This is a genomic window from Pseudomonas sp. (genome assembly GCF_033723075.1).
GTDB lineage: Bacteria > Pseudomonadota > Gammaproteobacteria > Pseudomonadales > Pseudomonadaceae > Aquipseudomonas.
The window spans coordinates 1-13,817 of the sequence record NZ_JAWVXU010000042.1 but is presented as its reverse complement, the minus strand read 5'-3'; the positions used below and the strand labels follow the sequence as shown (position 1 = coordinate 13,817).

The window sequence follows — 13,817 nt, the reverse complement described above, 5'->3', positions numbered from 1 at the left end:
TCCCGAACTCAGTAGTGAAACGATGCATCGCCGATGGTAGTGTGGGGTTTCCCCATGTGAGAGTAGGTCATCGTCAAGCTTGTATTCCAAACCCCCCATCTGCGTAAGCAGGTGGGGGGTTTGTCTTTGCGCGCGAGAAAGGCCAAGTTCAGGTGCCCTACGGCTCGCGCAATCCTGTGTTTTGTTAGTATCGCGCGTCTGTTTTTCCTTTTAAGGCTGGAGTTTTCGATGTCCGCCCCCGCAACCCCTTCCGGGCTTGCCGCCCTGCCAGATGCCTACAAGGCGGTGCTCTATGTGCTGGCTCTGTCCTTCCCGGGCAAGCATAAAACCGCTTTGCTCGAGCAGTTGCGCGAGATCGGCGTACGCAGCTCCTCAGCCCGGGCAATGGACGGCCCGGCGCTGAGCGAGATACTGGCGATGCTGCACCGACTCGATTGGGTCAGCCTCGGCGGAGGTGGGCAGCCCTATTGCTTGCCGTCCGAGCGGCGCAATCTTGTGCTGCAGCAGCTCAATAGCGACATCAGCAAAGACAGCTGGTTGCTTGCGCTACGCAGCAGCATCGCACCGTCGCGTAGCGCCTGGGATATACCCAGCCAGGCGAATCAGCGGCTGAGTCTGTGGCTGGCCATTCTGGGAGGGCAGACGGATGAGGTACAGCAGGGTTTGGCTCTGCTGCAGTCGAGTTCGCTACGCCATAGCCTGATCGGCGAATCGCCCTGCCAGCAACTACTGGCCGACGAACCAGGCAAGCAGGTGTTTGCCATGCTCAGGCATGAGGTCAAGAGCCTGTTGCTGGAGGATTATCTGGGGCAGGTGAACTGGCAGCTGCAACCGGCAGATGAGGCTTATCGGCAGGGGCTGGTCTTGCTCGAAGACTCTTCGTCCAGCGCGGAGCTGTCGTTGCAGATGATGTTGCAGGCCCTGTGGCGTGGCGACTGGCTGCAATTTGAAGCGCTGGGAGGGGGTGGTCTGGCGTTCATGCAGCAGTTCATCCTTCAGGTGTTGCGTGGCCAGTATGCGCAAGCCTTGCTGGCCATGCAGGAGTGGATGCTGGCGATCAAGCGGCAAAGCAAGAAGCGCAAGGTCGAACTGCCGCCGATACTCAACGGATTCTATTGCCTGCTGTTGCTGGCCAGTGCGGACAAGCAGTTGTTCCCGGCGCTCAAGCAGGCCGTCAGCCTGGGTCTGAAAGAGTATTACGGTCGTGCTTACCCGGCTATGCAGCTGCTGGTCGAGCAGCAACAGGCCAGTGTCCGGCGGCTTGATCAGTCCTTCAGTGGGGCGTTGGTGTTCAATGGCTTCGATGGTCTGCTGCTGGCCCTGGGGCTGTACTGGGCTGATGCCGAGGTGGTTCGCGAGCCGGTTTGGCGCGCGCAACTGGGTGGCTTTCGCGACGAGCTCATGGCAGCGGGCTACCACTGGCTGGGTGAGGAGCTGGATGCCCTGCTGGCGCAGCAGTTTGCCCAGCCGCGGCGTCAGCCGGACTGGCACCAGGAGGCCGGTCTGGTGCCGCTGGTCAGCCTCTATCAGCGCCAGGAAGCCTGGCAGCATGCCTTGACCGCACTGTCCCTGCTCAAGCCGGGTAAGGCCGAGTCGGGTGCGATGCAGGCCCAGAAGTCGGCACGACTGGCCTGGTTGATTACCTTCAATCCTCATCAGTTGAGTGTCGAGCCACGCGAGCAGAAGCTCGGCGCCAAGGGCCAGTGGAGCAAGGGCCGCGCCGTGGCCCTCAAGCGCCTGTTCGAGGACGGCGACAGTCTGGACTTCCTCCTGGAGCAGGATAGACAGACGATTCGCATGATCCAGCTGGGTAGTGATTACTACTATGGGGGCGCGCGCTACGAGCTGTCTGCCGAGCATGCCTTACCCAGACTGGTCGGGCATCCAGCTTTGTTCTGGGCCGATGCGCCGGATGTGCGGATTGATCTGCTACACGGTCAAGTGAGCCTGCAGCTCAAGTCGCAAGGCACGCAGATTCACCTCAAGCTCGAGCCAAGCGGTGTGCAGGGCAATCCTGACGTGCTGCTGCGCAAGGAGACGCCGACGCGCCTGCTGGTTTACCCGATCAGTCGTGAGCTACGCCAAATCGCCGAGATAGTCGGCGACGGCCTCAGTGTGCCGCAGGCCGCCAAGACGCAATTGGTCGAGGCCATCGGAGCGATTGCACCACTGTTACCGATCCACTCGGACCTGCCCGAGTTGGCCGGTCATCTCGACAGCGTCGACGCCGACAGTACCCTGTATGCCCACCTGCTGCCGCTGGAGGCCGGTTTGCGCCTGCAATTGTTGGTGCGACCGCTGGCCAGCAGCAGCTGGTTCAAACCCGGTCATGGACTGGAGAACGTACTCGGTGAGCTGGACGGTAAAGCGCTGCAGGCCAGCCGCGACCTGCACGCCGAATCTGCCTCTTTGCAACGGGTGTTGCAGGCCTGCCCGGCACTTGCCCAGGCCGACAGCGATGGTCAGGAGTGGCAGTTGGCCGAGCCGCAGGATGCTTTGCAGGTCTTGAGTGAGTTGCAGGCACTGGAGGGCGACTGGCTGCAATGCGTCTGGCCTGAAGGCGAGCGCATGCGGATCAAGGCGCGGCCGGGCATGGGCCAGCTCAAGCTCGGGCTCAAGCAGCAGGGCGACTGGTTCGTGCTCAACGGCGAAGTGCAGCTGGACGATGGCCGCGTGCTGCACCTGCGCCAGCTTCTGGAGTTGCTCAAATCCAGCACCGGGCGCTTCCTCAAGCTTGGCGAGCAGGACTGGCTGGCCCTGAGTGACAGCCTGCGCAAGCGTCTGGACGAACTGGCTCATCTGGCCGATCGAGTCGGCGATGACGGTCTGCGCCTGAATCTGCTGACCACGCCACTGTTGGCCGGCTTGGCACAAGAGGCCGGGGAGTTTCAGGCCGATGCCGGCTGGCAAGCGCACCTGGACAAACTCGAATCGCTCAAGCACTTCCAGCCGCAGCTGCCGAGCACCCTGCAGGCCGAGCTGCGCGATTACCAGCGCGAGGGTTTCGACTGGCTGGCACGTCTGGCCCAGTGGGGCGTCGGCGCCTGCCTGGCCGATGACATGGGCCTGGGTAAAACCGTGCAGACCCTGGCGCTGCTGTTGCACCGGGCACCGGCCGGGCCGCAACTGGTGGTGGCGCCGACCTCGGTGGCGCTCAACTGGCAGGCGGAAACCGCGCGCTTCGCGCCGACGCTCAGGCTGCATATCTACCAGCAGAACCGTCACCTCGATGGTCTTGGGCCGCTGGATCTGGTGATCGTCAGCTATGGCCTGTTGCAGCAGGACAATCAGGCGTTCGCCAGCCAGCACTGGACCAGCGTGGTGCTGGATGAGGCCCAGGCGATCAAGAATTCCCAGAGCAAACGCTCGCAGGCGGCGATGACCCTGCAGGCCGACTTCAAGCTGATCGCCAGTGGCACCCCGGTGGAAAACCACCTGGGTGAACTGTGGAACCTGTTCCGCTTTATCAACCCGGGTCTGCTCGGCAGCCAGGAACGTTTCGCCCAGCGCTTCTCCACGCCGATCGAGCGTGGCGAGCAGGGCGCGCGCAAGGCGTTGAAGGCCTTGATCCAGCCATTCATTCTGCGTCGACTGAAAAGTCAGGTGCTTGATGAACTGCCGCCGCGCACCGAGATTACCTACAAGGTGCCGTTGTCCAGCGAGGAGAGGCACCTGTACGAGGCCCTGCGCCAGCAGGCGCTGGACACGCTGAGCACTACGGCGCCGGGCAAGTCGCTGCAGGTGCTGGCGGAAATCACCCGTCTGCGCCGCTTCTGCTGTCACCCGCGCCTGGTCATGCCGGGTTGCGGTCTGAGTGGCAGCAAGCTGGCCGCTTTTGCCGAAATCGTCGAGGAGCTGCTGGATAACCGCCACAAGGCGCTGGTGTTCAGCCAGTTCGTCGACCATCTGAGCATCATTCGTGGCTGGCTCGACGAGCAGGGCATCAGCTATCAGTACCTCGACGGCGCCACACCGCCGAAGGAGCGCCAAGTGCGCATGGACGCCTTTCAGGCCGGCATCGGCGAGATCTTTCTGATCAGTCTGAAAGCCGGCGGTACCGGGCTCAATCTGACCGCCGCCGACTACGTGATCCACCTCGACCCCTGGTGGAACCCTGCAGTGGAGGATCAAGCCAGCGATCGCGCCCACCGCATGGGCCAGCAGCGGCCGGTGACCATTTATCGGCTGGTCACCGAACACACCATCGAGGAGCAGATCGTCGCCCTGCACGGGCAAAAACGCGACCTTGCCGACAGCTTGCTGGGTGGCGGCGAGGTCAGCGGCAAGCTGGATTCCGATGCGCTGCTGAGCCTGCTCAAGGGCGACCAAGTGTAGTAACGCGGCCGGGAGCATGCGCCCGGATACGCAAAGGCCCCAGGTTTTCACCTGAGGCCTTTGCGTTTATATGGTGCACCAGGCGGGATTCGAACCCACGACCACCCTTCGGAGGGCAATGCGGTACAGGAATCCTGGCTAATCTGAAGTTACTTTAAATTGCTCTAAGCCGCATTCTGCAAGGTGCCGAGCAATTTTTACCATCTGCAGTTTACAGCACCTACTGACACTTAAGACTGACTAGTCTGGGCACAAAAAGCGAAATTAGCGAAGTCGATTTTGACCCCTAGCCACATGCAGCGATTTAGGCAGAGATGGAAAGCTCAGGTGCCCAACTCCATTCCGGATCTTCGCGAGAGTTACTCCAGATTATCGTCCTTACCATCCGGCGCAGCAATTTTCAGTGATCGAATTGGTGGTAGGTTTGCTGTGTCAGTTTTGGGGGTGAGAAGTGATACTGGAAGCAAGTCACCGCTATGACTGAACTCAGCATAGAAAGTCTAGCCAAGATCTGCTCAGACCAAATACCGAGCTATAAGCTGTAGCGCGATGACCGTCTGCAAGTAATTCTCAATGCCAAGCCTGGATGCTAGCAGTCCGATGCCGGAGACGTCGGGCCGATGGCTTACCCATTTCACCCGCAGAGGTGCTGGCTGTTGCCACTCCCATTACTAGAGCCATCCCTTTACGCTCGTTATCTTCCGACATCAAGAGCGCGGTAGCCATGGTAAGCCGAAGGCCATGGCTACCCATTTCCAACGTCAATAACTCTGATGATTTACAATCAACTAAAACTCAGAGTACGGCAGATCACCGGAGTAAGTTCCCACCTATTGGTGGTGCTCCCTGACTTCATCGTCACCAGAGCGGCAAGCTGTAGCTGACGATGAAGCGGTTCTCGTCCAGGTTGCTTCCGAAGTTGCTGCGGGTGGTAGCGTTGCGCAGACGCAGGCCGACATTTTGCAGCGGGCCGCTCTGCACCACGTAGGCGATGTCCGTGTCACGCTCCCAGGTCTTGCCTTCGCTCAGGCCGGCATTGCGGTCGACGTTGTCGCCGGACAGGTAGCGGGTCATGAAGGTCAGCCCTGGCACGCCGAGGGCGGCGAAGTCGAAGTCGTAGCGCAGCTGCCAGGAGTGCTCGTCCTGGTTGCCGAAGTCGTTGATCTGCACCAGGTTGACCAGCGCGTTGTCGGCGCCGGCGATGTAGGCGAAGCCGGTATCGCCGGACAGGTGCTGGTAGCCGGCGGTGAAGCCCTGGGCGCCCAGGCGGTAGGTGAACAGCGCGCCGAAGGCGTCATTGTCGACGTTGCTGCCGCCGTCGTCGCGAGAACGGGCGAAGCGGATGTCCGACTTGAAGCTCTGCCCCTCGCCCAGCGGCAGCTGGTGGACCAGGTTGATCAGGTGCTGCTGGTAGATGCCGTCGAGGCCGCCATAGTAGTAGCCGGTGGACAGCTGCGGAGTCCACTGGTAGCGCGCGCCGGCGAACAGGAACTCGTCGCTGGTCTTGGCGCTGCCCAGCACGATGTTGCGCTTGCCGCCGTTGTACACGGTCATCTCCTGGTTGTCCGAGGAGTCGCGCTGGTTGATCCGGTCGAGGCGGCCGAGGTCCAGGCTCAGGCCCTCAACCTCGTTGCTGTTGAGCCAGGCGCCGCGGAAGGTCACCGGCAGTAGGCGGCTGTCGTTGCGCATCACCGCCGGCAGCACCGGCTGCAGGGTGCCGAGCTTGAGGGTGCTGTTGGAGGCGCGCAGCTTGGCGGTCAGGCCGGCCTCGCCGTACTCGTCCTGGGCGCGCTTGGGCGCCTCGCGGTCGCTCTTGAGGATGCCGGTGCCGACCCGGTCCGGGCTGGAGTCGAGCTTGACCCCGAGCAGGCCGATGGCATCGAAGCCGATGCCGACAGGGCCCTCGGTGTAGCCGGACTCGAAGCGCAGCATGAAGCCCTGGGCCCACTCCTCGGCCTTGGCCTGGGCGGCGCCGTGCTGGCGGAAGTCGCGGTTCATGTAGAAGTTGCGGGTATCCAGCACGGCCTTGCTGTCGTCGACGAAGGCCGCGAAGGCCGGGGCGGCCAGGCCCAGGGCGATGCTGGCGCCCAGCAGCTGGCGGCTGAGTGTCGGGGTGTGTCGCATTGGTAGTTCCTCTTGTTGTTATTGAATTGAAGTTTTTCGCAATCGTCTTCCATATAGTGCCTGCCGCTTGGTAGCACTTGTGGTGGCAAGCCTGTTCAGGGCGGGCGCTGAAGGCGAGTCAGTACTTGGATTCAACGATCACTCGAGCGCCTGAGCCAGCAACTGGCGCATATCAATCCGCTGCTGCTGGAACAGCTATGTTTTCATCTCGCTCGCTCCGCATACCGGTAGAGCGAAATTCATTCGTGCGAGGATGTAGCGCTGCAGGGCTACCCCGAGTGACATTTTGATCAGCCCCAGACTCTAGTCGTCGGTGCAATAACTGAACGCTTACGAGTTATGCAGCATCGCCCTCTATTTCTCCGACAACATCAGCAACACTCGTCCACTTTTTCGCAATGACTACATCCTTCCCCTTTTGGTTCATATGAGGACCAATACGGATGTTGTAAACGTCTTGTTGGAGCGATATTTCAGGACGCCGAAGAGCCGCCATCTATGGCCAGGATCGCACCCGTCACGTAGCGATTTTCGGGCAATGCGAAGTACAGCGCAGCTTCGGCGATGTCCTTGGGTGTACCCAGGTAGGGCGTGATGCGGCGCTGAAGGAAGGTATTGCGCAGGCGGTCCGGGTCCGGATGGGCTTCGATCATCCGGCTGATCATCGGTGTTTCCACCGTTCCTGGGCATATGCAGTTGATTCGTACGCCGTGAGCCGAATGGTCGACAGCCATCGCCTTGGTCAGCCCGACAAGTGCCGCCTTCGCTGCGCAATATGCGGCGCGATCCCGTAGTCCCTTCAGTCCTGCTTCGGACGAGATGTTCACGATTGAGCCTCGGCCCACCTCAAGCATCTGCGGCAGCACACAACGGCTTAGAAGATAGGCCGACGTCACATTAATCTCGAAAAGGTCATGCCACTGCTTAGGCGAGGTGTCTACGACGGTGCCCGGTATCGACAGACCGGCGTTGTTGACAACCACCGAGACCTGCCCGAAACGTTGTCGCACTGCGTCGACGAGCGCGGTCACATCCGACTCGCAGGTCACATCAGCTGCGAAAAAGGCGGCGTGGCCGGACGCCGCTTCGATCTCTCGGCAGACGTCGGCACCGCGCTGCGCGTGACGACCCACCACGGCCACGCGTGAGCCTTCCAGCGCGAACCGGCGCGCAATTTCGGCGCCAATCCCAGAAGTTGCACCGGTCACAATAGCCACCTCGTCCTTCAATCGCATAGGTTTTCCTCTTGTCACAGGGCGCTGCGCAGTAGCGCGAGAAGGTCGTCGCGACGCGGCGTACGCGGATTGATGCGGTTCAGGCGCTCGATATTGAGCGAATCGTCGACGATCGATTCGAGCTGAGCTTCCTCGATGCCGATCTGCGAGAGGCGTGACGGTAGGCCCAGTGTCTCGAGCAACTGAAAAATCCGCTGCACGCCGGCTTCGCATTTCGCATCGCGCGACAGAGAGGCGGGGGCGCCGAGCAGTTCGCCAATGCGGGCCAACTTGTCGCGGTGTACGACCATGTTGTATCGCATGCCGTATGGCAGCAGCAGACCGACCAATTCTCCGTGCGGACGTGGTGCCAGCTCGGCGAGCGGATAGGCCACCGCATGCACCCACGACACGCCCGAGTTGGTGAAGGCCAGCGCCGAATAAAGATTACCGAGCAGCAATTGGCTGCGGGCTTCGAGATTTCCGCCCTGGTGCATGCCGATGGGCAGGTGTTCGGCAATCATGCCGATGGCCTTCTCGGCGAAATAGTCGCTCAAGGGGTTGGAGCCTTGATAAATCAGGTCGCCAGGTGCATCGATGTAGCGAAAGTCTTTGCCGTAGTAGGCTTCGATCGCCTGGGTCAGCGCGTCCATACCGGTACAGGCGGTGATATACGGCGGCAACCCCAGGGTCAGCTGCGGGTCCAGCAGCGCCACGGCAGGCCGCAATCGATTGTCCGAAATGCCGACTTTGATGTTGAGTTTATCGTCGGTAACGATGGCCACGGGTGAGACTTCGGAACCGGTACCGGCCGTCGTCGGAATGGCAATGACCGGCATGACTGGCCCGGGCACCTGGTTCTCGCCGTAATAGTCGGATGGATGACCGCCATGCGTTAACAAAAGGGCAATGATCTTCGCTAGGTCCATGCTCGAACCACCGCCCACCGCGATCAGTAAGTCGGGTTGTGCTGCACGCACCGCGGCCTCGCAACGGAGCACCGAGGCCATGTCCGGCTCTGGCATCGCCTCAGCGTAAACAAACAGCGTGATGCCCGCATCCAGCATGACCTTTTCGACCGAGGCCAGCACACCGGCGCGCGCCACACCCGGATCACTCAAGAGCGCCACTCGCGAGGCGTTGAAGCGCCGCAACAGCGTCGGAATACGCGCGATGGCACCAACCCCGAATAGCACCTCCTGAGCGCTATTGAAACTCCATACTGTCCGCTCCCGCCTGTTCTGGCTTACTGATCCCTCGGTGGGGTGGCCGGTCGATGTCTGTGGCCGCACTAGGTCGTCGGTGCTGGGTGCTTCCGGCGCGGAGCCGCCCGCAGTCCCAGGGCTCATGACCGACTCTTCCGTGCAATGTGCAACGATTGGCTGATACAACGCGGGGCAATGGGACCTGTCCTTTGCGAAAGGGTTGCTCATGCTGTCTCCAGTTCTTGTCGTTCACTGCGGAAATGCGGTCCGCTTTGCGTGAAAAAATCGTATGGCCTGCATGCGACAGCTGGTTAGGACGTTTTGCAGTAATAGTGGGATGAATTTACGGCGTGGGGCTCAGCGCACGTCGCAACTCGCTCGGCATGCTGGCGGGCGTAAGCGCTTAGAGGGGTTCAAACAACTGGTGACATCGGCTCCGATGAGCGTGGCCTCATGGCGCGGTACCTGCTTGAACAGGCCGGACAGAATGCAGAGCACATCGTCGAGGAATATCAAATCAATCCTTGGTTGCGTATGAACCTCAGGACACTGAGGAGCCGCTAAGGCATGGGCGGCGTCTATGCCGCGTCGCAGAACCGCTCGCTCTATCAAGCAAGGCGCCAAGATCGAAGCAGTGATTGAAACGATACTGGAACTCGGCCAGGCAGATAGCGTGGCGCAGGCTTGAAATTGAATGCGTAGAAGGTTCCGGTTACGGCGTTTTGATGTTGCCCGGCAAGGTGTTGACCGCTTGAAGGCAGGATGCTGGGCACTGGCACGATCTGCCCGTCATTGTGGGCACGACTCGGTCGTAGCCAATAGTGAGAAAAAGGACTCGACCGGATAAACCGAACAGGTGTTGAAACGGGAAAACTCAACCGTCAAGCAATGGCAGAGTAAGTATGAATTCGGCCTGGGCGAGGGACCGGCTGATGAGGGGGAGTGTTTTCTCCAGCACCTTTCATTTCGTTGAAGAGACGATGGCGGAAGCCAAGATCTATCTGGCCAACCACTGCACAAGAAGTGCGCTGATCCGGTCGCCCCCTGCGTGTCGTCTATCTCCGCTACTCCGGCGCACTCTGCTCAGAGGTCCATGCCCTCGTCGACGTGCACTCTGCGCTTGAACTCCGAGGGTGGCACGCCGACCTTTTTCCTGAAGAACCGGCTGAAATAGGCTGGATCATCGAAGCCCAGATGGGTCGCCACTGTCGCGATGTTGAACTCGGAGTGCGCTAACAGGCGTTTGGCTTCCAGCGCCAAACGATGCTGAATCACCTCGGTGGCGGTCAATCCTTCCGCCATCTTAGTGGCTTCCGACAGGCGCCGTTCGGTCACATGCAGCATCGAGGCGAAGCGCCCGGCGCTAACCAGCGTGATCGGCTCCTTCTCCAGCAATTTGCGGAAGCGGCGCGCCAGCACTATGTTCGGCGAGGCGTGCTCGGGGATATCCGCCACGCTGACCAGCCGCGCGGCCTGCAGGAAGAAGATATGCAGGTAGGAGCGGATCACATCATGGTAGCCGGTGCGTTCGGCCTGGTACTCCTCGGCGATGCGGTCGGTGACGAACTGCAGTTGAGCGGCCAGCTCATCCGTCAGGTAGAGCGCCTGGATCGGATCGGCAGGGCGGAAGAAGGGGATGTCGCTGATGGTCGCGTCACTGCGCATGTTCAGCAGGAAGAACTCCGAGCTGAAGTTGAAATTATAACCAGAAGTGTCTTCGGACAATTCAAAGTCGTGTATCTGACCGGGCATCATGAAGAACAGCGTGTTCGGTTTCACGCTATAGCGAACCGAATCGATGAGATGCGTACCCGACCCCTGGGTGATCCATATGACATGAAAGAAATCATGCCGATGGGGGTAGGGAAGAATGTTCATTCGATGCTGCATGGCCGCAAAATCGAAGGTCACGGATTTCACTGAGTCACCGAAGTCCCTGATCTTGTAGGTTGGAATACTGCAGCAGTTACAGGCATGCATGGCTTGTAATCCCATCTTTAAATTATTGTTTTTATTAGAGAAAGTATTTACATGGTACCTATTCGACTGAGTCGGTGGCGCCAATGTCTTTTGAGTGAAGCACAGGGTTGGACAATTAGTACAGACATCCGTGCCTCCGCGAAGAATCGTCCAAGAATGCCGTGGCTATTGTCCTAACGAAGCCGGTATTTCCCTTCCTATACTCGCCTCAGTCGATGTTTCCAGGTCCTGCCCGGAGCGTCGCCGTAACTGAACTGGAGGCTGCCTTCTGGCCAGCGATTTCAGCCCACGATAGATTCTCGAGGGGAATTGCGATGAATAAAAATAAGACATTGACGTATGAGACGGGGTCCTGGTTTGCGTGCCCGGGTCGGAGCTTCGTTGTGTACATGGATCGACTGAACAGTCTCGTTACCAAGCTTTGCGGCGTCGCCATGTTGGGCATGGTTCTGTGTGTAGTCGCCGGCATACTCACGCGCTTTGTGTTCAGTCATATGCAGTACGACCTATCGCTGCCCTGGACCGAAGAAGTGTCGCGCTACCTGATGATCTGGGTGGTGTTCCTTGGTGCCGCCGTAGCGGCGCGCAAAGGCAAACTGATTGGTGTCCAGGTGCTGGTTTATGCCCTGCCACGCAGGCTCGGCGCCGGTCTTAAATATCTGTCGATCCTGATGTCGCTGGCCTTCTACCTAATCCTGATCTGGGTCGGGTTGGAGTGGGCAGAACTCGGTCGCACCCAGGGTTCGCCGGTCTTGGAAATACCCATGGCGACGACTTACTCCGCCATGTCTGTGGGTTTTACCTTGTCCGTGCTCAACACCCTGGCGCTGGTCTATGAGGCAGTCAAATCCAGGGTCGGTATTCTCGGCGCCGAGGAAGACGATGAAATCGCCTCGGCCTTGGCGGAGACAAAAGCATGACCGGCATTCTCTTCATTTCGTTGCTGGTGCTGATGTTCATCGGCGTGCCGATCGCCATCGCCCTGGGCGCTTCCTCGATGGTGCTGCTCAGCTACCAGGGCATGCCGTTGGTGACAGTGGCGCAAAGCGTCTTCGAGTCACTCGACTCCTTTAGCCTGATGGCCATTCCCTTCTTCATTCTGGCCGGTAACCTGATGCAGTCCGGCGGCATCGCCAAGCGCCTGGTGAATCTCGCCAATGCAATTCTTGGCTGGATCCGCGGCGGCCTCGGTGGCGTCGTGGTGCTGACCTCAATGTTTTTCTCGACCATGTCCGGCTCCTCCACGGCAACCACAGCCGCAATCGGTTCGGTGTTGATCCCCGCCATGGAGAAGAAAGGCTATCCACGTCCCTTTGGGGCTGCGGTGGCCGCCAGTTCCGGTGAGTTGGGCGTCATCATTCCGCCGTCGATCCCGATGATCGTCTACGCCCTGGCCGCCAACGTGTCGGTGGCTTCTATCTTCCTTGCCGGTATCCTGCCGGGGCTGCTGGTAGGCTCTTCGCTGATCCTCTGCACTTGTGTGATCGCCAGGCTGCGCGGTTACGACCTGATCGAGCCGATCACCTTCGGCCAGTGGGCGGTCGGGGTGCTGGTCGCGCTCAAACAGTCGATCTTCGCCATCCTTATGCCGGTGGTGATTCTCGGCGGCATCTACAGTGGCTTGTTCACCCCTACCGAGGCCTCCGTGGTGGCTGTGGTCTACGGGCTGGTGGTGGGCTTGTTCATCTACCGTGAGCTGGACTGGCGCGACCTGCTGGACGTATGCGGTCGCTCAGCGTTGACCACGGCGATCATCCTGATCATCGTTGCCTTCGCCGCGATCTTCGCCTACATGCTGACCATCAACCGCGTACCGCACATGCTCGGCGCGCTGATCACCGGTATCTCGGACAATCCGCTGGTGTTCCTGTTGATTATCAACGTGGCACTGTTTCTGATCGGCATGTTCCTCGAGACCCTGGCGGCGATCATCATCCTCGCGCCGATCCTCGCCCCGGCCGCCACCCAGTTCGGCATCGACCCGATCCACTTCGCCTGCATCATGGTGGTCAACCTGGCGGTAGGAATGGTCACTCCGCCAGTTGGGGTCAACCTGTTCGTCGCCTGTCAGGTAGCGAACGTGCGCATGGAGCAACTGATGCGGCCGCTGTTCATATTTCTCGGCGTACTGGTGCTCGACCTGCTGATTATTACCTATGTGCCGGCGTTATCTACTTTTTTCCTCCCCTGAGTGATCACGCTCACCCCCTCCACACAACAATACCAAGTCAGGAGTATAACCATGCAATCGATCATTCGTTCGATCATGACCCACCTGTGCGCGCCATTGCTGTTGCTGGCTGCCGGATCCGCCTCGGCCCTAAGCCTCAACCTGGGGCACGTCCTGGCCCCGGAGAGCCATTACCAAGTGATGGCCGAGAAGATGGGCGAGCTACTCAAGCAGAAGTCCGCTGGCGAGATGACTATCAACACCTTCCCGCAATCGCAGCTCGGCGGCGAGGTGAAGATGATCCAGTCGGCCCGCAGTGGCACCCTTGATATGTTGGTAACCGGCCAAGCGGCGCTGACCTCGATCATCAAGCCCTTCAGCTTCTTCGATGTACCGTATCTGTTCGATGGCCTGGACCAGGCCAATGCCGCGCTGTCCGGTCCGCTGGGCAAGCATTTCCTCGATCTGCTGCCGGACTACAACATGGTTGGCCTGGGCTTCGTCTCGGCGATGGAGCGCAACCTGTTCACCGCCAAGCCGATCAACGGTGTGGAGGACATGTCGGGCCAGAAACTGCGCGTCATGCAATCGCCCGGTTATGTGAAGACCTATGAAGCGCTGGGCGCTCAGTCCACCCCCATGGCCTACGGCGATCTCTACATGGCCCTGCAGCAGGGTGTGATTGATGGTGCCGACACCTCGCCCGATCAGTTTGTCATGGACAGATTCACCGAGGTCAGCAAGTTCTACAGCATCACCCGGGTGCACTACCTGCCGGGGCTGCTGATC

The 13,817-nt window shown here is 60.0% G+C and carries 8 protein-coding genes; 4 read left to right on the top strand and 4 right to left on the bottom strand.

The features are described 5' to 3' along the window. Window positions 1-228: 228 nt before the first annotated feature. Complete coding sequence (locus tag R3355_RS23825; protein WP_318963613.1) at window positions 229-4,335, top strand: DEAD/DEAH box helicase; 4,107 nt, start codon at window positions 229-231, stop codon at window positions 4,333-4,335. Window positions 4,336-5,193: 858 nt separating this feature from the next. Here R3355_RS23825 and R3355_RS23820 read toward each other — a convergent pair. The 4 genes from R3355_RS23820 to R3355_RS23805 all read right to left on the bottom strand — a co-directional run bounded on the left by R3355_RS23820 (window position 5,194) and on the right by R3355_RS23805 (window position 10,858). Further along, a complete protein-coding gene (locus R3355_RS23820; protein WP_318963612.1) occupies window positions 5,194-6,459 on the bottom strand; it encodes an OprD family porin in 1,266 nt (421 codons plus the stop codon). Between the two features lie 473 nt (window positions 6,460-6,932). Continuing rightward, window positions 6,933-7,694 (bottom strand): glucose 1-dehydrogenase, encoded by a 762-nt coding sequence (locus R3355_RS23815; protein ID WP_318963611.1) that lies wholly within the window; start codon window positions 7,692-7,694, stop codon window positions 6,933-6,935. 14 nt (window positions 7,695-7,708) lie between these two features. After that, window positions 7,709-9,106 carry an iron-containing alcohol dehydrogenase gene (locus tag R3355_RS23810; protein ID WP_318963609.1) on the bottom strand — a complete coding sequence of 466 codons (1,398 nt, stop codon included), beginning with the start codon at window positions 9,104-9,106 and terminating at the stop codon, window positions 7,709-7,711. A gap of 855 nt (window positions 9,107-9,961) precedes the next feature. After that, window positions 9,962-10,858, bottom strand: coding sequence for a helix-turn-helix domain-containing protein (locus tag R3355_RS23805; protein WP_318963607.1), 897 nt, complete (start codon window positions 10,856-10,858; stop codon window positions 9,962-9,964). Window positions 10,859-11,247: 389 nt separating this feature from the next. Here R3355_RS23805 and R3355_RS23800 point away from each other — a divergent pair, with 389 nt between their 5' ends. The 3 genes from R3355_RS23800 to R3355_RS23790 all read left to right on the top strand — a co-directional run. Beyond that, the gene (locus tag R3355_RS23800) at window positions 11,248-11,778 is read left to right on the top strand and encodes a TRAP transporter small permease (RefSeq protein WP_318963605.1); all 531 of its coding nucleotides are present in this window, start codon (window positions 11,248-11,250) and stop codon (window positions 11,776-11,778) included. After that, window positions 11,775-13,049: a TRAP transporter large permease gene (locus R3355_RS23795; protein ID WP_318963603.1), complete on the top strand. Its 1,275-nt coding sequence runs from the start codon at window positions 11,775-11,777 to the stop codon at window positions 13,047-13,049. Before R3355_RS23800 ends, R3355_RS23795 begins: the two co-directional genes overlap by 4 nt. A 51-nt stretch (window positions 13,050-13,100) precedes the next feature. After that, window positions 13,101-13,817, top strand: a 717-nt coding sequence (locus tag R3355_RS23790; protein ID WP_318963602.1) for a TRAP transporter substrate-binding protein, incomplete at its 3' end; no start/stop codon positions are given.

Coding starts and splice junctions, on each gene's coding strand:
- R3355_RS23810 (WP_318963609.1), bottom strand. CDS start 9,106: ATGAGCAACCCTTTCGCAAAGGACAGGTCCCATTGCCCCGCGTTGTAT.
- R3355_RS23795 (WP_318963603.1), top strand. CDS start 11,775: ATGACCGGCATTCTCTTCATTTCGTTGCTGGTGCTGATGTTCATCGGC.
- R3355_RS23815 (WP_318963611.1), bottom strand. CDS start 7,694: ATGCGATTGAAGGACGAGGTGGCTATTGTGACCGGTGCAACTTCTGGG.
- R3355_RS23825 (WP_318963613.1), top strand. CDS start 229: ATGTCCGCCCCCGCAACCCCTTCCGGGCTTGCCGCCCTGCCAGATGCC.
- R3355_RS23800 (WP_318963605.1), top strand. CDS start 11,248: ATGGATCGACTGAACAGTCTCGTTACCAAGCTTTGCGGCGTCGCCATG.
- R3355_RS23820 (WP_318963612.1), bottom strand. CDS start 6,459: ATGCGACACACCCCGACACTCAGCCGCCAGCTGCTGGGCGCCAGCATC.
- R3355_RS23805 (WP_318963607.1), bottom strand. CDS start 10,858: ATGCATGCCTGTAACTGCTGCAGTATTCCAACCTACAAGATCAGGGAC.